Genomic DNA, 20,498 nt, shown 5'->3' with positions numbered 1-20,498 from the left:
TGACCCTCCTCAGCCCGAGACCTGTTTACTGTGTGTTCGAATCCGATGCGTCATCGACTTCAAACCAGGGCGCACGGGCAGTCATGATCAATGCCGCTGCGCGCGCTTCGTCCAACTCCTCGATATCGACCAGATCGTCGACAGACTGCTCGGCGAGATCTTCCATGGTAACAATGCCGCGGCTGGCCAGAATGAAGGCCAGATGGCGCTCCATGCCTTCCATTTCCAGCAGATCGGCCGCTGGCTGGGCACCGTCTAGCGCTTCTTCCGAGGCAATCGCCATCGTCAGCAGCTCGTCTTTCGCACGTGCACGTAGCTCTTCGACCAAATCTTCATCGAACTCTTCGATTTCGAGCATTTCTTCCAGCGGCACGTAGGCGACTTCTTCTAGGGTTGTGAACCCTTCTTCCACCAACAGGCGGGCAACGTCTTCATCCACTTCAAGGTGCTGGACAAAAGAGTTGACCAGGCTATCAATTTCTTGATCGCGCTTGGACTCAGCTTCCTCTTCGGTCATGACGTTGATACGCCAGCCGGTCAGTTCAGAGGCCAAACGCACGTTCTGACCGCTACGGCCAATGGCCTGGGCAAGATTATCTTGCGCCACTGCCACATCCATCGCGTGAGCGTCTTCATCTACCAGGATCGACCCAACGTCGGCCGGCGCCATGGCGTTGATCACCAATTGAGCGGGGTTGTCGTCCCAAAGCACGATATCGACACGCTCATTTTGCAGCTCAGATGAAACGGCTTGAACGCGTGAACCGCGCATGCCGACACAGGCACCCACGGGATCAATACGACGATCATTGGTCTTTACTGCAATTTTAGCGCGTGAGCCGGGGTCGCGCGCAGCGCCTTTGATCTCAATCAGCTGCTCAGCGATCTCAGGCACTTCGATTTTAAACAGTTCAATAATGAACTCAGGGCATGTGCGCGACAGCTGGAGCTGTGCACCGCGAGCCTCAGCATCTACTTTAACTAACAGCGCACGCACCCGCTCGTTCATGCGGTAGCGCTCGCCGTGAATCATTTCATTGCGTGGCAAAAATGCTTCCGCATTTTCGCCCAAATCGATGATTAGGCCATCACGAGTGGTCTTTTTAACAATACCGGCAACCAGCTCGCCTTCACGATCAGCGTACTGACGCACCACTTCTGCACGCTCAGCCTCGCGCACTTTTTGCACGATCACTTGCTTAGCGGTCTGCGCGGCAATACGGCCAAAAGACGCACTTTCGATGGTTTTTTCAACCACGTCGCCTAACTTAAGCGGCGGATCGCGCTGCTCGGCGATGGTCTCTTTAATTTCGTAATCAGGCGTTTCGAATTCATCATCTTCCACGACTGTCCAGAAGCGGAAGGTTTCGTACTCACCGGTGCGGCGATCAATATGCACGCGCACATTGGCTTCTTCTTTATCAAAACGCTTGCGTGACGCGCTCGCAAGAGCGGCTTCTACCGCTTCGAAGATGACATCACGCGGGACGCCCTTCTCATTGGAGATCGCGTCAACGACCATTAAAATTTCTTTACTCATGCGTATGCCTCGCCAGAAAACCTATCCTTATGTGCATCACCCCGGCAGCCTGCCGGCAGCGCCGCCACTCGGTCAATTGTCGAACTGCGGTACAATGTGAGCAGAATCAATACTTTCAATTGGAAAGCAGTACTCTTCGCCGTCCAGCTGTAACAGCACTTCATCTCCCTCAACACCCACCAGCAGCCCTTGATACTTGCGCCGCCCGTCAAAGGCAGTGCGCAGTTTCAGCGCGACGTGGTGACCTTGAAAGCGGGTAAACTGATCCAGGGAATACAGGGGGCGTGCCATGCCTGGCGAGGAAACTTCCAACCGGTACTCACCGGCAATGGGGTCTTCCACATCCATAACGGCACTGACTTGGCGGCTAATATCTGCGCAATTTTCCACGCTGACGCCATTCTCGCTTTCGATATAAATTACCAGCCGCGAGTTTTTGCCCTGGGAAAGATGGTCAATGCCCCATAGTTCAAAGCCCATGGCGGCAACGACAGGTTCGATCAGCGCATGAAGCGCAGCGTGTTTAGTGGCCACAGACAAAGCTCCTATAGCCGTTGAATCAGACACCTGGCCAGGAGTTATAAGAAAAGCGAGGCGACTGATTGGCGTTACTCGGAAATGTGCCTCCGGCTATCCGGACGACATCCGCTTTAAAGCACTCTTGTTCACAAAAGCGCCGGCTAACCAAAAGCTACTAACAAAAAGCCCCTTCACTGGAAGGGGCTTTTTAAAAGAAACCTTGGGTACCATCTTAACAACATGTGACGGCCAAACTTGCCAGGCCTGACTGTATTCAAATAACAACATGAGAAGACAATCTATTCTACTTACATGCTACTAGGAAATGGTAGCGGGGACCGGATTTGAACCGATGACCTTCGGGTTATGAGCCCGACGAGCTACCAGACTGCTCCACCCCGCATCAATCTAGGTCGACGATAATAGACACTTAATCTACTTACGTCAAGAACTACTTGTTCCAAGAACCACTTACTTGAAACTGTCTTTTTCGACTTGGGAGCCAATCTAAGCACTCTAAGACAAAAATAGACATTCTGAAAAGCTGACGAGTCAGCCAAACAGATGGTGCCGAAGGCGGGACTTGAACCCGCACGACCATACGGTCACTACCCCCTCAAGATAGCGTGTCTACCAATTCCACCACTTCGGCATCAGGGGAGTCTAAAGAAGCAGCTACTGCTAAGTCATCAACTACTTAGTCGCTGCTTTCCTCTAGCACTGGCGCGGTATTATCCACACCTGCAGGCCTATCGTCAAGCGTTGGTACGCTCTGCTGCTGCTCGATCAAACGTGAGTCTGGGATGCCTGCTTCCGGTGCCTGGCCAGCCTGGGTAGCAAAGTAAGCTAGCGCCATTGAGGTAACGAAAAACCCGGCAGCAAGAAGCCCTGTCGTGCGCGACAAAAAGTTACCGCTACCGCGCGAGCCGAAGACCGTTTGTGACGCACCGCCTCCGAAGGCGGCACCGGCTTCGGCACCTTTACCCTGCTGAAGCAGAATGAGTACCACTAGGGCGATCGCAATCACCACATGGATCATAAGTATTGCAACTTGCATGGCGTTATCCTGCTGACTGACAAATGGCATAAAAATCATCGATCTTAAGTGAGGCTCCGCCCACTAGACCGCCGTCTATATCCGGCTGAGCAAGCAGCTCCGCCGCATTACTTGCATTCATACTGCCGCCGTACAGCAACCGCAGCTGCTCGGCGAGCGCTTTATCAAAACCGGCCTGGTAGGCGCGAATGCCCGCCATTACGTCTTGCGCCTGCTCGGGTGTCGCCGTGCGCCCCGTGCCAATGGCCCAAACGGGTTCGTAGGCAATGACGACCTGCTTGCGCTGATCGGGCTCTAAGCGCGACATCACATGCCCGACCTGACGAAGCACGACATCCATCGTGCGCCCTGCATCGCGCTCCTCAAGAGACTCGCCCACGCAGAGAATCGGCGTAAGTTCGACGCTTAAGGCTGCCAACAGGCGGGCAAAAATCTGCTCATCGCTTTCTTTATAGAGCTGACGGCGCTCCGAATGCCCTACCAGTACATAGGACACCGCAAACTCTTTGAGCATACGACCGCTGACTTCGCCGGTATGTGCCCCCGAGTGAAGAGGGTTCAATGTTTGCGCGCCCAGTGCCAGCATTGTTCCTTCAAACGCATGACGCGCCGCATCCAAATAAGGAAACGGCGGAATAATAACGGCATCTACTTTCGCTGGCGATACGGCGGCGGAGAAGGCCTGGCCGAACTCATTGATCAACGCCACGGAACCGTTCATTTTCCAGTTACCGGCAATTAAAGGCGTACGCATCGATTGTCCTCACTCAAGGTGGAGCGAAATGGTATAGGAGCGGCCTTGTCAAGACAACCGCTGTTACAAGCACAGACTCAGTTTACGGCGTCATTAATCCAGCAAAGCCTTCACCTGAGCGGCCAGGTCGTTCGCCAATTGATCCACGTCCAGATGGGCACGCCCCTCGACCATCACACGAATCAAAGGTTCTGTACCGGAAGGCCGAAGCAATACGCGACCCTCATCGCCCAACGCTTGTTCCAATGCAGCAACCGCCTGCTGAAGCGGGGCCGACGCCATCACTTCTTTTGCGTTGGTACCGGCGGGCAAGCGCACGTTGACGAGCGCTTGCGGGACTTTTTCAAGCTCTTTTAGCAGCGTCGGCAGACTCTTTTGCTCTCGCATCATTAGCGCCAACACTTGCAGCGCCGATACGATACCGTCGCCGGTCGTTTGCACGTGGCCGCAGACAATATGCCCCGAAGATTCGCCGCCTAACTCCCAGCCGTTCGTGGCCATGCGCTCCATCACAAAGCGATCGCCGACGTTGGCACGCTCAAAGGGTATGCCCAGTTTATCTAGCGCCATGGCTAATCCGAAATTGGACATCAGGGTGCCAACAACGCCCCCTTCGAGCAAACCGCGCTCGTGGCGATCTCGAGCAATAAGATAAAGAATATCATCGCCATCAATTTCACGGCCGTCTGCGTCTACCAGCAGCAAGCGGTCTCCATCGCCATCAAACGCAATGCCTAAATCAGCACTCTGTTGAATGACCGCAGCACGCAGCGCAGCAGGATGCGTTGAACCCACCTGCTGGTTGATGTTGAGCCCGTTCGGCGAGGCGCCAATCGTCGAGACGTCGGCCCCCAGCTCACGGAAAACATTGGGTGCGATATGGTAAGTAGCGCCGTGAGCACAGTCCAACACTACTTTAAGGCCGTGCAGGCTGAGCCGGTCAGGCAGCGTCGACTTACAAAATTCAATATAGCGACCCGCGGCGTCATCAATACGCGTTGCCTTACCCAGCTGAGCGGCCTCAGCCGTGGTTAATGGCGCCTCTAGCATCGCCTCAATACGATCTTCCATTTCATCAGGCAGCTTTTTGCCCTCTGCCGAGAAGAACTTGATGCCATTGTCGTCAAAAGGATTATGCGATGCTGAAATAACAATCCCGGCATCGGCACGGAACGTGCGGGTTAGATAGGCAATACCCGGCGTCGGCATAGGCCCCAACAGCGATACATCAACTCCAGCGGCAGAAAGCCCCGCCTCAAGCGCGGATTCAAACATATAGCCAGAGATCCGCGTATCTTTGCCGATGAGTACGCGCGTTCGGCCCTTATCACGACGCAGCACCTGTCCGGCGGCCCATCCGAGCTTTAGCATAAAATCAGCGGTAATGGGCGCTTTGCCCACGGTGCCGCGAATACCATCCGTACCAAAATAGCGCCTTGTCATGCCCCAAACTCCTTACTTATAGTCTGCTCAAACGGCGGCTCGCAGCCTTCTTGCAGCACCGCCCAGGTCATATTGACTGCATCAACCGTTGCAGCGACATCATGCACGCGAAGAATATTCGCGCCCCGCTCCACCGCCATCGCCGCCAGCGCCACGCCACCAAACAGACGCTCTTCTACCGGGCGACCCAATACCTTGCCAATCATGCTTTTGCGCGACATACCCACCAGCAGCGGAAGCTCCAGAGCACGAAGAGTATCCATATGCTTTAACAAGCGCAGATTGTGCTCAACGGTCTTTCCAAAACCAAAACCAGGGTCGATTAACAGCCTATTCCGACGCAGGCCGGCCGCCTCACATTCGGCCACCCGCCGCGCCAAATACTCGGCCACCTCGACCTCCACAGGCTGCTGATAATTCGGCGCCTGCTGCATATCCTGAGGCTCGCCCTGGCGATGCATCAAACACACCGGCAAGCCACTACCCATCGCCGCCAGCAGCGCGCCCTCGCGCTCTAACGCACGTACGTCATTAATCATCCCAGCGCCCAGCCCACTCGCCTCGCGCATCACGGCCGGGCAGCTAGTATCCACTGAGACCAGCGCATCCAACTCGCGAACCAAGCGCTCTACCACCGGCGCCACTCTATCCAGCTCCTCCTGGGAGCTAATCGCTAGAGCGCCGGGGCGCGTCGACTCGCCACCGACATCAATGATCGCCGCTCCTTCTGCCAGCATCTGCTCGGCATGCCGTAACGCATCATCTAGCGCTACGTGCTGCCCACCATCGGAAAAAGAGTCCGGCGTCACGTTTAATATACCCATCACACGCGGGAAGGATAAATCCAGCCGATGACGCCCGCAACGCAGCTGTAAATCACCGCCAGCGACGCGCTGAGGATATGTGTCCAAAGTTGATTTCATGCTACAGCCTAGTCAATAAAAGAAACGTGGCAGTCGTATGTGCATAGCATAACAAAAAAGGCGCCCCTTGACGGGGCGCCTTTTGGCTCATTCTACGCTACCACTATGGCCCTGCCGGACCGCCCAACGGGTCTGAGGGGCGACGGCGCGGCGTATCGTCGTCATCCTCTTCAGCGTCGCTATCAGGCGGGCCAGAAGCAACGTCGTCACCCGTCGGAACGTTAGGCTTTTCACCGCTGACAGGCGTGCCGCCACCAGGTGAGTCGCCGTCATTCCAGCCTTCCGGCGGACGCGGATCGCGGCCTTCCATGATGTCCTTCAACTGAGAAGCATCGATGGTCTCGTACTTCATCAGCGCTTCAGCCATCGCATCAAGCTTATCGCGATTATCGGCCAAAATTTGACGTGCCTGCTCGTAACAGTCATCAATAATCTTGCGAACTTCTTTATCAAGGCGTGTGGTGGTATCGCCAGACTTCATCTTACTGCCACCCTGACCCGGGCCGCCGAGGAACTGATGCGACTCGTCCTCGTCATACATGATCGGCCCCATAGCGTCCGACAGACCCCACTTAGCGACCATATTATGGGCCAGCTCGGTCGCGCGCTTGATGTCGTTAGAAGCGCCGGTCGTCACGCCGTTCGGGCCCAGCGTCATCTCTTCGGCAATACGGCCACCGAATAGCGAGCAGATTTGCCCCAAAATCTGTTGGCGTGAAAGGCTGTAGCGATCCTCCTCAGGCAGGAACATCGTCACGCCCAGCGCTCGGCCACGAGGAATAATCGTCACCTTGTAAACCGGATCATGAGACGGCACAACCAAACCAATAATGGCGTGACCAGACTCGTGGTAAGCCGTATTAAGCTTCTCTTTATCGGTCATGACCATCGATTTGCGCTCAGCGCCCATCATGATCTTGTCCTTGGCCAGCTCCAGCTCTTCCATGCTGACAACACGCTTGTTACGGCGCGCGGCAAACAGCGCAGACTCGTTGACTAGGTTAGCCAAGTCGGCCCCGGAGAAGCCCGGCGTACCGCGAGCAATCAGCTGCGGCTTAACGTCTTCGGCAAGCGGCACTTTGCGCAGGTGAACGCCCAAAATGTGCTCACGACCACGAATATCTGGCAAGCCCACGGTTACCTGACGGTCAAAACGGCCTGGACGCATCAGCGCAGGATCAAGCACGTCCGGACGGTTGGTGGCCGCAATCACGATGATGCCTTCGTTAGCCTCAAAGCCATCCATCTCGACCAGCAGCTGGTTCAACGTCTGCTCACGCTCGTCGTTACCACCGCCCATACCGGTACCGCGCGAACGGCCCACGGCATCGATTTCATCGATAAAGATAATGCATGGTGCTTGCTTCTTAGCCTGCTCGAACATGTCGCGCACACGAGACGCACCCACGCCGACGAACATTTCAACAAAGTCAGAGCCTGAGATAGAGAAGAACGGCACTTTGGCTTCGCCGGCAATCGACTTTGCCAGCAGCGTTTTACCGGTACCCGGCGGCCCCACCATCAGCACGCCGCGCGGAATCATACCGCCCAGGCGCTGAAACTTAGTTGGATCACGCAGAAAGTCGACCAGCTCTTCTACTTCTTCTTTAGCTTCATCACAACCCGCCACGTCGGCAAAGGTCGTTTTAATCTGATCCTGGGAGAGCAGCTTAGCTTTCGATTTACCAAAGCTCATTGGGCCGCCTTTACCACCGCCGGCTCCACCCTGCATTTGGCGCATAAAGAACATGAAAATGCCCAAAATCAGCAGAATCGGGAAGCTCGCGATCAGCAGACGCGTCCAGATGCTTTGCTGCTCTGGCGCCTTACCCACGACCGTGACGTTATTGCTTAGCAGGTCGTCCATTAGCTTAGGATCTTCCGCCGAAGGGCGAATCGTCTGAAACTGAGAGCCGTCCGTACGCTCACCGTTGATGGTGTAACCATCAATCGTCACGCTACGCACCTGCTGGTTTTGCACCTGCTGCACAAATTGGGAATAATTTGTGCTTTGCGGTGCGCTTTCCGTACTGAAATTATTGAACACTGTCAGTAAGACGGCCGCGATGACCAACCACAGAATCAGGTTCTTCGCCATATCATTCAAGGGGCTACCCTCATTACAAGAATCCGTCAGTTAAACCCTGATGCCAAATAAACGCAGCCGCTAAGGCCGCACATCAGCATCAAGTACTCAACCATTGCCAAAGCGTGTTCTGCCTCGGGCCATCTGTGTCACGCGCATTGGCTGCGTCTAATGTGACACGCGTTGCATTTGCCTATCAGGCAATTGCGCTAATAAATCTTGGCTATGAACCACGCAGCCACTTGCCCCTGTTATAAGAATCGTCACAAGGCCAGTTAACGGCGAAAACCTTCTGCCAGAAAATACACCTCACGAGAGCGTGCCCGCGACGCATCTGGCTTTCTAGTCACCACTTTGCTGAAGCTTCCGCGCAGCTCCTTCAAGTAGGCGTCAAACCCCTCACCTTGGAATACCTTTGCTAAAAACCGACCACCGGGTGACAGTGTTTCGCGCGCCAGCTCTAACGCCAGCTCCACTAAATATATCCCCTGGGGCTGATCAATCGCAGCCATTCCACTCATATTGGGGGCCATGTCAGACATCACAAGGTCTACACGACGATTATCAAGGCGTTTTAGTATCGCTTCAAGCACCGCCTCTTCTGTGAAATCGCCCTGGATAAAGTCTACACCGGCCAGGGCATCCATCTCCAGAATATCGGAGGCGATAACAACACCCTCAGGCCCTACTTTCTCCGCAGCGATCTGGCTCCACCCACCGGGCGCAGCGCCCAGATCGATCACCGTCATGCCGGGGCGAAGTAGCTTATCCTTTTCATCCAACTCAAGCAGCTTGTAGCTAGCGCGAGAACGATACCCGTCTTGCCAGCTCTGCTTGACGTACTGGTCGTCGAAATGCTCCTTCTTCCAGTTATTACTGGTCTTGCTTACCGAATGCTTACGACTTGGGGGCTTTTGCTGCATGTGAAAATCTAACACTAGAATAAGAGAGGGGCGCGTTTACGCGATCGCTTTCACTCGATGGCGTTTCACCGTAAGATGGTGCGTTAAGCGCTAACCGGGATACCGCAAGATACCATGAGCTTGTCACAGGCACAAAAGAAAGCATTTCGTAGCATTGGCCACCACCTTAACCCTGTGGTCACCGTTTCTGAGAACGGCGTCTCCGAAAATTTGCTCGCAGAACTTAACCGCGCGCTCACCGATCACGAACTGATCAAAGTGAAGCTCGCTCTTCCTGAACGTGATGAACGTGCTGCTATGATAGCCGAATTAATCACCAACAGCCGTGCTGACCTTGTGCAAACCATTGGTAAAATGGCTCTGCTTTATCGCAGGAACCCACAGGTAAATCCGAAGCTGTCTAATGTTACCCGCTTTGAGAATCACCACGGCCGCTACTAATCGCTAAACGGGCTGCGCATTAAATTGACGCGCCGCCTGCTATGTTCGTAACGACTTAGCACGCAAAAAATAGCACGTAACGGCATATCAAACGCCCCTCAGCGCACTCGTTCGCTGAGGGGCGTTTTTTATTAAATATATTCGACGCTACCGACTTCGTACTCGACATCGCCACCCGGTGTTCTAACCACCACAATATCGCCTTCTTCTTTGCCGATCAGGGCACGAGCAATAGGGGATGTCACCGAGATACGTCCGGATTTAATATCCGCCTCGTCTTCACCAACGATCCGGTAAGTGACTTCTGCATCGGTGTCTAGATTCTGCATCGACACGGTAACGCCAAAAATGACCTTGCCAGTTTTTGGTAACTTAGCGACATCAATCACTTGGGCGACGGAGAGCTTGCCTTCAATCTCCTGAATACGCCCTTCGATAAATCCTTGCTGCTCGCGAGCGGCATGGTACTCGGCGTTTTCTTTCAAATCGCCGTGCTCACGCGCTTCAGCGATGGCCGCGATTACCTGGGGGCGAGCTTCGGTTTTCAGATGATCAAGCTCTTCACGAAGGCTTCTTTCCCCCGCAACTGTCATCGGGACCTTGTTCATTTATTTGCTCCTGCATGCAGATCCTGAAGGCGCCGCACCGTAATTTCCCTACCGTACTCAAGCGCCATGCAAACAGCATTAGCGCCCGCCAAGGTGGTCGCATAGGGCACCTTGCGCGAGAGAGCAGTACGGCGAATGACCGAAGAGTCGTTAATCGCCTGACGACCTTCAGTAGTGTTCACGATGTAGGCAATTTCGTCGTTCTTGAGCAGATCGACGATATGGGGACGACCTTCGTAGACTTTGTTGACGTGCTCCACGGCAAGCCCAGCAGCTTCCAAAGCAGCCGCTGTTCCGCGTGTTGCGCATAGTGTAAAACCTAATGCTAACAGAGAACGCCCGACTTCGATAATCCCCGTCTTGTCCGGCTCGCGCACGGAAAGGAAGGCTTTACGCGAACCGTCAAGCGCAGGAATCGCCTCACCCGCGCCTAACTGCGCTTTGAAGAACGCCTCAGCGAAGGTATCACCAGAGCCCATAACCTCGCCGGTTGATTTCATTTCTGGCGATAAAATCGGATCCACGCCCTGAAACTTATTGAACGGGAAGACCGCTTCTTTCACGCTATAAAAATGCGGGATTATTTCGCGCTCAAAGCCCTGCTCCGCCAGCGTTTTACCCGCCATACAGCGAGCGGCAATCTGTGCCAGCGAAATACCGATGCATTTAGACACAAAAGGTACGGTACGCGAGGCACGCGGATTCACTTCGATCACGTAAATCTCGCCATCCTGCCAAGCCAGCTGAACGTTCATTAAACCCTTAACACCCAGCTCAACGGCCATTTGCTTCACCTGGTCGCGCATTTCGTCCTGCACATCGGCAGGCAGCGAGTAAGGCGGCAGAGCACAGGCCGAATCACCAGAGTGAACGCCCGCCTGCTCGACGTGCTGCATAATGCCGCCAATCACAACCTGCTGGCCATCTGACACCGCATCGATATCGATCTCGATCGCCGCACTCAGGAAGTGATCCAGCAGTACCGGCGAGTCGTTAGAGACCTTCACCGCGTGGGTCATGTAGTTTTCAAGCTCAGAGGCGTCGTAAACGATCTCCATGGCGCGGCCGCCAAGCACGTAGCTTGGGCGCACCACTAGCGGATAACCAATCACCTCGGCTTTATCAAACGCTTCTGCAAAGCTACGCGCTGTCGCATTAGGCGGCTGCTTCAGACCAAGCTTATCGATCATCACCTGGAAGCGTTCGCGGTCTTCTGCACGGTCGATGGCGTCCGGGGTGGTACCGATGATCGGTACGCCAGCGGCTTCCAGCTCACGGGCAAGTTTCAGCGGCGTCTGGCCGCCAAACTGCACGATAACGCCGACCGGCTTCTCTTTATCTGCAATTTCGAGCACGTCTTCCAGCGTCACCGGCTCAAAATAGAGACGATCAGAGGTGTCGTAATCGGTAGACACCGTTTCTGGGTTGCAGTTGACCATGATGGTTTCATAACCGTCGTCACGCATGGCGATAGCGGCGTGTACACAGCAGTAGTCAAACTCAATACCCTGACCGATACGGTTGGGCCCACCGCCCAGCACCATAATTTTCTGACGATCAGTCACATCCGCCTCGCACTCCTCTTCATAGGTGGAGTACATATAGGCGGTGTCCGATGCGAACTCAGCGGCACAGGTATCAACGCGCTTGTAAACAGGGCGAATACCGGCAGCCTGACGCGTTTGACGAAAGTCTTTTTCGCTCACGCTCAACAGTTTTGCCAGACGCGCATCGCCAAAGCCTTTTCGCTTAAGCTGATAAAGCTCGCGGGCAGAAAGATCGGGCAGCGAGCGCTTAGCAACGGCATTTTCAGTGAGAACTAAATCTTCAAGCTGCACCAAGAACCAAGGGTCGATATTGGTCAGTGCAAAGACCTCATCAACGCTCATCCCTGAGCGCATGGCGTCGGCCACGTAGAAAATACGCTCGGCACCGGCGGCCTGCAGCTCGCCCTGAATAATCGCCATGTTGTCAGGCGTGAAGTCAGTAATGATCGGATCCAGGCCATCGTTGCCGGTTTCCAGGCCACGCAATGCTTTTTGCAGCGACTCCTGGAAGGTGCGGCCAATTGCCATCACCTCGCCCACTGACTTCATCTGCGTGGTTAAACGATCATTGGCCTGCGGGAATTTTTCAAAGGTGAAGCGCGGAATTTTAGTAACCACGTAGTCGATCGACGGCTCAAAGGACGCCGGCGTACGGCCACCGGTAATATCGTTTTGCAGCTCGTCCAGCGTGTAGCCAATCGCCAACTTAGCGGCGATTTTCGCGATCGGGAAGCCGGTCGCCTTAGAGGCCAGCGCCGAGGAGCGAGACACCCGCGGGTTCATCTCGATAACAACCAGGCGACCAGTCTTCGGGTCCATGCCGAACTGCACGTTGGAGCCACCAGTTTCTACGCCAATCTCGCGCAGTACGGCCAGGCTGGCGTCGCGCATGATCTGATATTCTTTATCGGTCAGCGTTTGCGCAGGCGCTACGGTAATGGAGTCACCGGTGTGCACGCCCATCGGGTCGAAGTTTTCGATCGCGCAGACGATGATGCAGTTGTCGTTTTTATCGCGCACAACTTCCATTTCATACTCTTTCCAACCCAGCAGCGACTCATCAATGAGCAGCTCGTGGTTGTTCGAAAGCTCAAAACCGCGCGTACAGATTTCTTCAAACTCTTCTTTGTTGTACGCCACACCGCCGCCGGAGCCGCCCATGGTGTAGGAAGGGCGAATAATACTTGGAAAGCCCAGCTCAGCCTGAATCTCCCAGGCTTCACTCATACTGTGCGCGACTTTGGCCTTGGGGCATTCCAGGCCGATACGCTTCATCGCCTGGTCAAACAGGTCGCGATCTTCGGCCATATTGATCGCGTCGGCGTTAGCACCGATCATTTCAACGCCGTATTTTGCGAGCACGCCATGGTGGTCTAATTCCAGCGCACAGTTAAGCGCCGTCTGACCGCCCATGGTGGGCAAGATAGCCTGCGGGCGCTCGGCTTCGATGATTTTTTCCACCGTCTGCCAGGTAATCGGCTCAATGTAGGTGGCGTCAGCCATCGCCGGGTCGGTCATGATGGTCGCGGGATTGGAGTTAACCAAAATAACGCGGTAACCCTCCTCGCGCAGCGCTTTACACGCCTGAGCGCCGGAGTAGTCAAATTCGCAGGCCTGGCCGATAACAATCGGGCCAGCGCCAATGATTAAAATACTGTTGATGTCGGTACGCTTAGGCATAACGGTTCCCACAAAAAATGATGACGATGAGCGACAAAAGACGGCGATAAAGTGATGCGACAGCGAGGCAAAAGCATTTTGCGTTAGCGACGCGCCTGCATCATGGCCACAAAGCGATCAAACAGCGGCGCGACGTCTCGCGGACCGGGGCTCGCCTCTGGGTGGCCCTGAAAGCTGAACGCTGCTCGGTCAGTGCGCTCTATGCCTTGCAGGGTGCCGTCGAACAACGAACGATGCGTTGCCCGCAAATTGGCAGGCAGGGTTGTTTCATCTGCCGCAAAGCCGTGATTTTGACTGGTAATCATCACCTTGCCAGTGTCCAGGTCTTGCACCGGATGGTTAGCGCCGTGGTGGCCATGGCTCATCTTGAGCGTTTTCGCACCGGAGGCGAGCGCCAGCAGCTGATGGCCCAGGCAGATCCCAAACAGTGGGATATCGGCTTCCAACACCTCTTGAATGGCTTTAATGGCGTAATCGCAGGGCTCTGGGTCGCCCGGGCCGTTGGCCAAAAAGACGCCATCAGGGTTCATGGCCAGCACGTCAGCAGCGCTCGTTTGCGCCGGCACCACGGTAAGCCGACAGCCACGCGCAGCCAGCATGCGCAGGATGTTGAATTTAACGCCATAATCAAACGCCACCACGTGGTAAGGGCGCTCGCCTTGCGTGGTATCGGCATAGCCTTGGCCCAGCGTCCACTCGCCTTCTGTCCACTCATAGGGGGCTTTGCACGACACCTCTTTAGCTAGATCCATTCCCTTCAGGCCAGGAAATGCCTTGGCAGCGTCTAGTGCCCTCGCTACGGCGCCATCGCCTTCGGCGTCAGCACCCGCCAAAATCGCCCCGTTCTGGGCACCTTTATCGCGCAGAATGCGCGTTAGGCGGCGAGTATCAATATCGGCAATGCCCAATACATTCTGACTTTTCAGATAGTCCGACAGCGACTGCTCAGAGCGAAAGCTGCTGACCATTAACGGCAAATCGCGAATCACCAAGCCCGCCGCCGCAATCGACCCAGACTCAATGTCTTCGGCATTAATGCCGGTATTGCCGATATGAGGATAGGTGAGCGTAACGATTTGGCGGGTGTAGGAAGGGTCAGTGAGGATTTCTTGGTAGCCGGTCATGGCCGTATTGAACACCACCTCACCGCTTGTTAGTCCATCCGCGCCAATGGCGATTCCATGGAAAACGCTACCATCTTCCAGAGCCAATATTGCGGGTTTGCTCAATGCGGTGTTATTCAAAACAAGATCCTCCCATGCTGGTGGGAGCCTGTTGGGCGCAGGCTCAGCAATTTCTGCATTAAAACTTCTTTGAAATAAGGGCCGTAAAAAAGCGGGACGAAGCCGATAAAAAGAATCGGTTTCATCCCGCTTGTTGTTCGATGCCCTTTCAGAGCCGCTTACTTAACGTAAATATGAAAGCGGACTCGGGCAGGCTTTGGGCTGGCCAACGCAACAAGCGCGCCGTCTGAGTTCTCTTAGCCACCCGGCCAAAATTTTTGAAATGTTACAGGAATTTTGGGCCTAAGACTACCCCTTAATCATAGAACGCCTAGCGAAGGGGCTTTGCTAAAAACGGCGGCAATGCCTTAAGCCAGCCCCAACACATCCTGCATATCGTAATGGCCGTTCTCTTTATCCGCGATCCAGCGGGCAGCGCGTACCGCGCCTTTGGCAAAGGTCATGCGGCTGGAGGCCTTGTGGGTAATTTCAATACGCTCGCCTTCGGTGGCGAACATCACCGTGTGCTCGCCGACAATATCGCCTGCGCGCACGGTGGCAAAGCCGATTTCTTTGTCGGTGCGCGGGCCGCACTGGCCAACTCGCTCGAACACCCCGTGTTCTTTCAGATTACGCCCAAGGCTCGCGGCGATGACTTCGCCCATTTTGATCGCAGTGCCTGATGGGGCATCGACCTTATGGCGATGATGCGACTCAATCACTTCAATATCATAGCCTTCATCGCCCAGCGCCCTAGCAGCGGTTTCGAGCAGCTTTAGGGTAAGATTGACGCCGACGCTCATATTGGGCGCAAACACCATGGGCACGCGATCGCGGTAGCTATCCAGCGTTGCCAGCTCATCATCGCTCATCCCCGTAGTGCCAATCACAATGCGCTTGCCGTGGTCGGCGCAGAATGCCAAATTGGCTAGCGTGACCTGGGGCGTCGTGAAATCAATGAGCACATCAAAGTCATCGACAATCGATTCAAGTGAATCGACCGCAACGACGCCGCGCTTACCCACACCGGCAAGCTCACCAATATCAGCACCCTTCAAGGAACTGCCTTGCGCTACAACGCCGCCTGCCAGCGTCGCATCCGCCTCTAGCTCTATCGCATTTACCAGCGTGCGGCCCATTCGGCCAGCTACGCCTACAATGGCAATTCGGGTCATGCGGACTCCTGTGCTACGACTTAACGAGTAAATGTTTAAAAAAAGCGCTCACTATTGGCCGCGATTATAGCAGACGCACGCAGGCTCTTTGACTCGCTCAGTTCTCCCACACAACGACTATCTCTTCATCGCCCGCCATACGGATTAGATGACGCTCAACCACGCCTTCAAGCTCATCCAGGTGCTCCTCTTCCAACGCTTCAATGGCGATCAATAACGTCCCGGACTCCGCGCGCATTAAGCAGGTGCCCGTCGCAAACGTGACCTTGCCTTGCTGGTCATCTTGCTCAACGTCCAGCTTATGCGCCCAGTGTTTACATAAGCGGTTGATCAAACGCTCGGCCGACGCGGTTTCAATCTTTGCACGAGATAAAGGCATAGCACTGCTCCATTTTGTAAGTACTCACACGCTTCAAGCCGCTCTAACATTAGCATTATGGATGGAAAAACGCCGTGCCTTCACGGCAATTTATGCGGCGAAACCATCACAGATAGACAAAAAATCACACCCCACAAAAAACAATGAGAATCAGTTATAATATAATTTGCATCTCTAATGCGATCAGATCACGATAACGCGCCAGAAAAGCCTCTTCACTGTTTATCTGTCGCGTGACTTACCAACATCGATTCGTTAATTAACCCCAATTTTTATCAACACCGACCACCGAGAAAAAAATGCTCAGCTTTCAGCGCTTAAAATTCCTGCTTGGCACTCTCATTACGTCTGGCTTCTGCGCCACGGCGATGGCTGATGACATCACCATTACCGATATCGCCGGCCGCCAAGTCACCCTAGACGCCCCTGCAGAGCGCGTTATTTTAGGCGAGGGGCGGCAAATTTATCTGCTGGGACTGCTCGAGCCAGAAGCCCCCTTTGCCCATGTCGTCGGTTGGCGCGAGGATTTCTCTCAGGCAGACCCAGACAACTACGCCCGCTATCTCGAGCGCTTCCCGGAAATTGAAGCGATCCCCACCTTTGGCGGCTTTAAAGACGGCACCTTCGATGTGGAGCAGGCAGCCTCTCTTAACCCCGACGTAGTACTGATGAATATCGAAGCGAAAGCGGCCACAGAGGACGCCGCTTACGATGAAAAACTGGCACAGCTGGGCATTCCTATTATCTATGTAGACTTTCGTGAAGATCCGCTGGCAAACACTATTGCGTCCATGCGTATCATCGGCCAGATCATGGACGATGAAGCGGCGGCCAACGCCTTCATCGAGTTTGCCGAGACCCAGCTGGCGCGCGTCACTGATGTGATTGCCGAGGCAAATCCCGATCGCCCAAGCGTCTTTATCGACCGCGCCGGCGGCTACTCCGATGAGTGCTGCATGAGCTTTGGGCCTGCCAACTTTGGCGAATATGTCACCCTCGCTGGCGGCACCAATATTGCCGAGGGCATTATTCCCGCCAGCTTCGGCAACCTTAACCCGGAGCAAATCATTGCCGCCAATCCTGACCATGTCGTTGTTACCGGCGGCAACTGGGATGCCTACGTACCTGGCGGCGACTGGGTGGGCGTCGGGCCTGGCTCAGATATGCAACAGGCTCACGCCAAGCTGGAAGCGCTTACCGAGCGCACCGCAATGACCGGCATTAAGGCCGTTGAATCTGGCAACTTCCACGCTATTTGGCACCAGTTTTACAACAGCCCTTACTACTTCGTGGCGATACAGCAATTAGCCAAGTGGCTACACCCCGAGCTATTTGAAGACCTGGACCCGGAAGCCACTATGGAAGAACTGCACGAACGCTTCCTGCCCATCGACTATGAGCCCGGCTACTGGATATCGCTCCATGACGACTGATACGAGGATAACGGAAACGGAGGTAACAGAGCGCCTTTCACAGGGGCGCGCCTTTTACCATAGCCAGGTTTTCCGCCGCCAACTGATCTTGGCTGCACTGGTGTTAGCGCTGTTTTTTAGCCTCTGCGTTGACCTGGCCCTCGGCCCCGCCCGCTACAGCCTGGGCGAAGTCATCGCGGCACTATTCACGCCGGGCAGCGTTAGCCAGCAGGCGCGGGTGATTGTCTGGGAAATCCGCATGCCGGTAGCACTGATGGCTCTGGTGGTAGGCGCCAGCCTGTCAGTTGCCGGGGCGCAGATGCAGACCATTCTGAGCAACCCGCTCGCTAGCCCGTTTACCCTGGGAATTTCCGCCGGGGCTAGTTTTGGCGCCGCGCTGGGCCTCGCTTTTGGGGTGGCTATTGTGCCCGCCGCCATTGAGTTTGTGGTGCCTATCAACGCCTTCGTGATGGCCATGTTTACCGCGTTTTTAATTCATGCCTTAAGCCTAAAGCGCGGCGTGACGGTAGAGACGATTGTGCTGCTCGGCATCGCCATGGTGTTTATCTTTAACTCTTTGATGGCACTGATTCAGTTCTTTGCCAGCCAGGAGGCGGTATCCGCGGTGGTATTCTGGACCATGGGCAGCTTGACCAAAGCCACCTGGCCCAAGTTCTGGATCGCCCTCAGCATTCTCGCTTTGTCGATGCCGCTGCTTGCCCGGCACGGCTGGGCACTGACCGCTATGCGCCTGGGCGATGCCAAAGCCGAGAGCATGGGCGTCAACCCGCGCGCGCTGCGCTTAGAAGTGCTGGTGCTGGTGTCGCTACTCGCTGCTATCGCGGTAGCGTTTGTCGGCACCATCGGGTTTATTGGCTTGGTGGGCCCGCATATTGCGCGCATTTTGCTGGGTGAAGATCAGCGCTTCTTCCTGCCCGGTTCGGCGCTGTGCGGCGCGCTCATCCTTTCGGTGGGCTCGGTTATCTCCAAGATCATTATCCCCGGCACCATCATCCCCATTGGCATTATCACTTCGCTAGTGGGCATTCCCTTCTTTCTATTTCTAGTGCTTAACCACAAGAAGGCCTCATGGTAACGCTACAACTGAGCCGCGTATCCGCCCGCTATGGGCGACGCCCTATTTTGCAAGAGATCACCACGCCCTGCTTTCAAGGCGGGCAAATTGTGGCGCTGCTGGGCCCCAATGCGGCGGGTAAATCGACGCTTTTTAGGCGCATTTTAGGGCTCTTGAAAGGCGAAGGCGAGGTGACAATTAGCGGCACCAGCGCCGAGCGGCCGGTGGGCTATATGCCCCAAGACACGGGCGCTAAAGCGGTACTCACGGTATACGAATCGGTGCTTTTGGCGCGCATGCAGGGGCGTGGATTAAAAGTGCAGCCTGAGGATTTAGCCCAGGTGGATCGCGCACTGGACGAGCTAGCGATTGCGGCCCTTGGCGAGCGCGATATTGGCGACCTTAGCGGCGGCCAGCGCCAGTTGGTCAGCGCCGCCCAAGCGCTGGTGCAAGAGCCGGAGATTCTGATGCTGGATGAGCCCACTTCGGCACTCGACCTTAACCGGCAAATTAGTCTGTTGACGGTGCTGCGCCGGCTGGCCGACGAGCGCCAGATGCTGATTCTGGTGGCACTCCACGACCTGGGGCATGCGCTACGCTTCGCCGACGCGGCTATGCTGCTGGAAAATGGTCGCCTGATTGCCTGCGGCCCCACCGCTGAAGTGATTACGCCAGCGCTGTTGCAGCAAGTATATAAAGTCACGGCCCGAATTGAACCGTGCTCGAAAGGCCAGCCGCAGCTTATCGTCGAAGCAGCCATTTAGCCGTCAACCTAAGCCGCCGCCCTTCCATCGCCGCTAGCGCTACCCCGCTTAACATCAGCGGTAGCGCTATCAAAAAGCCGCTGGATACCGGCGTTGAGAACAGCACCCAGTCGGCGAGCACAGGCCACACCAGGGCAATATATTCAAAAGGCGCCAACCGCGACGCCTCGGCATAGCGCAGCGCTAATGTCATCGCGATATGGGCAGCGCCGCCAAACAGGCCCGACAGCACTAACAGCACAAATTCCACCCGCGTCAATGCGGCCCACCCCAACGGAAGCGTGGCAAGCCCAGCCAGCGTCGCGACCACAATAAAGTAGAATGCAATCGAAGCCGCACTTTCGGTTCGCGAAATTCGCCGGACGGTTAATAGCGCTCCCGCCGTTAACAGCGCACCGAGCGCGCCTAACGCATATCCGGTCGCCTGCCCACCCCCGGCGCTTGCATTCAGCCCAGGCAGGATAAGCACCGCCACCCCGGCAAGTGCTAACGCCACGCCCCCCATACGATAGAGCGAGAACCGTTCACCCAGTAGCAGCACGCCACCTAACGCCATAAAGACCGGCGTAAGCTGGGCCAGCAGCGTCGCCTCAGCCACGGGCAGTAGCGCAACGGCGGCGAAAGAGGCAAACATTGCCGCCGCCCCCAACCCTGAACGCAGTGCATGGCCGAGTGGGCGGCGCGTGGCCAGCCCCCGGGGAAATTCCCGCCGCAGCATGAGAAAAATCACCACGGGGAGTAATGCAAACAGCGAGCGGAAAAATACCGACTGCCCTACCGGCACGTCATCACTCACGGCTTTAATGCACACCAGCATTCCCGTGAACAGCATGCCTGAGAGAATCCTCAGCCAGATGCCCAGAGAAACTTTATCTTGAAGATTATCCATGACGCGTAGCATTTCCTAAACAGCAAAAACCCCCGGACGAACCGAGGGTTTTTGAACCAG

The 20,498-nt window shown here is 55.4% G+C and carries 18 protein-coding genes and 2 tRNA genes; 4 read left to right on the top strand and 16 right to left on the bottom strand.

The window, feature by feature from the left end; all coding sequences use genetic code 11:
• Window positions 1-25: 25 nt before the first annotated feature.
• The 10 genes from nusA to rlmE all read right to left on the bottom strand — a co-directional run bounded on the left by nusA (window position 26) and on the right by rlmE (window position 9,245).
• Window positions 26-1,540 (bottom strand): transcription termination factor NusA, encoded by a 1,515-nt coding sequence (nusA, locus tag KUO20_RS01315; protein ID WP_235041130.1) that lies wholly within the window; start codon window positions 1,538-1,540, stop codon window positions 26-28.
• A 72-nt stretch (window positions 1,541-1,612) separates the two neighbouring features.
• Window positions 1,613-2,074 carry a ribosome maturation factor RimP gene (gene rimP / locus KUO20_RS01310; protein ID WP_235041129.1) on the bottom strand — a complete coding sequence of 154 codons (462 nt, stop codon included), beginning with the start codon at window positions 2,072-2,074 and terminating at the stop codon, window positions 1,613-1,615.
• A 311-nt stretch (window positions 2,075-2,385) separates the two neighbouring features.
• A tRNA-Met gene (locus tag KUO20_RS01305) sits at window positions 2,386-2,462 on the bottom strand.
• A gap of 162 nt (window positions 2,463-2,624) precedes the next feature.
• A tRNA-Leu gene (locus KUO20_RS01300) sits at window positions 2,625-2,711 on the bottom strand.
• Window positions 2,712-2,756: 45 nt separating this feature from the next.
• Window positions 2,757-3,116, bottom strand: coding sequence for a preprotein translocase subunit SecG (gene secG / locus KUO20_RS01295; RefSeq protein ID WP_096276235.1), 360 nt, complete (start codon window positions 3,114-3,116; stop codon window positions 2,757-2,759).
• 4 nt (window positions 3,117-3,120) lie between these two features.
• Complete coding sequence (tpiA, locus tag KUO20_RS01290) at window positions 3,121-3,870, bottom strand: triose-phosphate isomerase (RefSeq protein WP_235041128.1); 750 nt, start codon at window positions 3,868-3,870, stop codon at window positions 3,121-3,123.
• Between the two features lie 93 nt (window positions 3,871-3,963).
• Entirely contained in the window at window positions 3,964-5,313 is a 1,350-nt protein-coding gene (glmM, locus tag KUO20_RS01285) for a phosphoglucosamine mutase (protein WP_235041127.1), read from the bottom strand.
• Window positions 5,310-6,236 carry a dihydropteroate synthase gene (gene folP, locus KUO20_RS01280; protein ID WP_235041126.1) on the bottom strand — a complete coding sequence of 309 codons (927 nt, stop codon included), beginning with the start codon at window positions 6,234-6,236 and terminating at the stop codon, window positions 5,310-5,312. The genes glmM and folP overlap by 4 nt, the downstream gene beginning before the upstream one ends.
• 103 nt (window positions 6,237-6,339) lie before the next feature.
• Window positions 6,340-8,343, bottom strand: a complete 2,004-nt coding sequence (gene ftsH, locus KUO20_RS01275; protein ID WP_235041125.1) for an ATP-dependent zinc metalloprotease FtsH — start codon at window positions 8,341-8,343, stop codon at window positions 6,340-6,342.
• A 254-nt stretch (window positions 8,344-8,597) separates the two neighbouring features.
• Window positions 8,598-9,245 carry a 23S rRNA (uridine(2552)-2'-O)-methyltransferase RlmE gene (gene rlmE, locus KUO20_RS01270; protein ID WP_235041124.1) on the bottom strand — a complete coding sequence of 216 codons (648 nt, stop codon included), beginning with the start codon at window positions 9,243-9,245 and terminating at the stop codon, window positions 8,598-8,600.
• Window positions 9,246-9,359: 114 nt separating this feature from the next.
• Here rlmE and KUO20_RS01265 point away from each other — a divergent pair, with 114 nt between their 5' ends.
• Window positions 9,360-9,686: a YhbY family RNA-binding protein gene (locus KUO20_RS01265; RefSeq protein WP_235041123.1), complete on the top strand. Its 327-nt coding sequence runs from the start codon at window positions 9,360-9,362 to the stop codon at window positions 9,684-9,686.
• A 131-nt stretch (window positions 9,687-9,817) separates the two neighbouring features.
• Here the strand turns inward: KUO20_RS01265 and greA are convergent, their stop codons facing one another.
• From greA to KUO20_RS01240, 5 genes are all read right to left on the bottom strand, one after another.
• A complete protein-coding gene (greA, locus tag KUO20_RS01260) occupies window positions 9,818-10,294 on the bottom strand; it encodes a transcription elongation factor GreA (RefSeq protein ID WP_235041122.1) in 477 nt (158 codons plus the stop codon).
• Window positions 10,291-13,521: a carbamoyl-phosphate synthase large subunit gene (gene carB, locus KUO20_RS01255; protein WP_235041121.1), complete on the bottom strand. Its 3,231-nt coding sequence runs from the start codon at window positions 13,519-13,521 to the stop codon at window positions 10,291-10,293. Before carB ends, greA begins: the two co-directional genes overlap by 4 nt.
• A gap of 83 nt (window positions 13,522-13,604) precedes the next feature.
• Window positions 13,605-14,750, bottom strand: a complete 1,146-nt coding sequence (gene carA / locus KUO20_RS01250; RefSeq protein ID WP_235042395.1) for a glutamine-hydrolyzing carbamoyl-phosphate synthase small subunit — start codon at window positions 14,748-14,750, stop codon at window positions 13,605-13,607.
• Window positions 14,751-15,112: 362 nt separating this feature from the next.
• A complete protein-coding gene (gene dapB / locus KUO20_RS01245) occupies window positions 15,113-15,919 on the bottom strand; it encodes a 4-hydroxy-tetrahydrodipicolinate reductase (RefSeq protein WP_235041120.1) in 807 nt (268 codons plus the stop codon).
• Window positions 15,920-16,016: 97 nt separating this feature from the next.
• Complete coding sequence (locus KUO20_RS01240; protein ID WP_235041119.1) at window positions 16,017-16,298, bottom strand: DUF2218 domain-containing protein; 282 nt, start codon at window positions 16,296-16,298, stop codon at window positions 16,017-16,019.
• 299 nt (window positions 16,299-16,597) lie between these two features.
• On the opposite strand from KUO20_RS01240, the gene KUO20_RS01235 reads away from it, so the two are divergent.
• From KUO20_RS01235 to KUO20_RS01225, 3 genes are read left to right on the top strand one after another with little or no spacing between them, the layout of a single operon-like run.
• Entirely contained in the window at window positions 16,598-17,731 is a 1,134-nt protein-coding gene (locus tag KUO20_RS01235; RefSeq protein WP_422823093.1) for an ABC transporter substrate-binding protein, read from the top strand.
• Window positions 17,721-18,806 carry a FecCD family ABC transporter permease gene (locus tag KUO20_RS01230; protein WP_192535995.1) on the top strand — a complete coding sequence of 362 codons (1,086 nt, stop codon included), beginning with the start codon at window positions 17,721-17,723 and terminating at the stop codon, window positions 18,804-18,806. Before KUO20_RS01235 ends, KUO20_RS01230 begins: the two co-directional genes overlap by 11 nt.
• On the top strand, window positions 18,800-19,549 hold the full coding sequence (locus tag KUO20_RS01225) for an ABC transporter ATP-binding protein (protein WP_235041118.1): 750 nt from the start codon (window positions 18,800-18,802) through the stop codon (window positions 19,547-19,549). The genes KUO20_RS01230 and KUO20_RS01225 overlap by 7 nt, the downstream gene beginning before the upstream one ends.
• On the opposite strand, the gene KUO20_RS01220 is transcribed toward KUO20_RS01225, so the two are convergent.
• Complete coding sequence (locus tag KUO20_RS01220; protein WP_235041117.1) at window positions 19,527-20,438, bottom strand: DMT family transporter; 912 nt, start codon at window positions 20,436-20,438, stop codon at window positions 19,527-19,529. The genes KUO20_RS01225 and KUO20_RS01220 overlap by 23 nt on opposite strands.
• Between the last annotated feature and the right edge of the window lie 60 nt (window positions 20,439-20,498).

Origin of the sequence: Vreelandella profundi, from assembly GCF_019722725.1 — a bacterium.
GTDB lineage: Bacteria > Pseudomonadota > Gammaproteobacteria > Pseudomonadales > Halomonadaceae > Vreelandella > Vreelandella profundi.
The sequence above is the reverse complement of the archived record's forward strand: the minus strand, read 5'-3'. Positions and strand labels throughout refer to the sequence as shown.

Bases quoted from the DNA above. Each gene is read 5' to 3' on its own strand.
- nusA (WP_235041130.1), bottom strand. From the start codon at position 1,540: ATGAGTAAAGAAATTTTAATGGTCGTTGACGCGATCTCCAATGAGAAG.
- secG (WP_096276235.1), bottom strand. From the start codon at position 3,116: ATGCAAGTTGCAATACTTATGATCCATGTGGTGATTGCGATCGCCCTA.
- tpiA (WP_235041128.1), bottom strand. From the start codon at position 3,870: ATGCGTACGCCTTTAATTGCCGGTAACTGGAAAATGAACGGTTCCGTG.
- glmM (WP_235041127.1), bottom strand. From the start codon at position 5,313: ATGACAAGGCGCTATTTTGGTACGGATGGTATTCGCGGCACCGTGGGC.
- folP (WP_235041126.1), bottom strand. From the start codon at position 6,236: ATGAAATCAACTTTGGACACATATCCTCAGCGCGTCGCTGGCGGTGAT.
- rlmE (WP_235041124.1), bottom strand. From the start codon at position 9,245: ATGCAGCAAAAGCCCCCAAGTCGTAAGCATTCGGTAAGCAAGACCAGT.
- KUO20_RS01265 (WP_235041123.1), top strand. From the start codon at position 9,360: ATGAGCTTGTCACAGGCACAAAAGAAAGCATTTCGTAGCATTGGCCAC.
- greA (WP_235041122.1), bottom strand. From the start codon at position 10,294: ATGAACAAGGTCCCGATGACAGTTGCGGGGGAAAGAAGCCTTCGTGAA.
- carB (WP_235041121.1), bottom strand. From the start codon at position 13,521: ATGCCTAAGCGTACCGACATCAACAGTATTTTAATCATTGGCGCTGGC.
- dapB (WP_235041120.1), bottom strand. From the start codon at position 15,919: ATGACCCGAATTGCCATTGTAGGCGTAGCTGGCCGAATGGGCCGCACG.
- KUO20_RS01240 (WP_235041119.1), bottom strand. From the start codon at position 16,298: ATGCCTTTATCTCGTGCAAAGATTGAAACCGCGTCGGCCGAGCGTTTG.
- KUO20_RS01235 (WP_422823093.1), top strand. From the start codon at position 16,598: ATGCTCAGCTTTCAGCGCTTAAAATTCCTGCTTGGCACTCTCATTACG.
- KUO20_RS01230 (WP_192535995.1), top strand. From the start codon at position 17,721: ATGACGACTGATACGAGGATAACGGAAACGGAGGTAACAGAGCGCCTT.
- KUO20_RS01225 (WP_235041118.1), top strand. From the start codon at position 18,800: ATGGTAACGCTACAACTGAGCCGCGTATCCGCCCGCTATGGGCGACGC.
- KUO20_RS01220 (WP_235041117.1), bottom strand. From the start codon at position 20,438: ATGGATAATCTTCAAGATAAAGTTTCTCTGGGCATCTGGCTGAGGATT.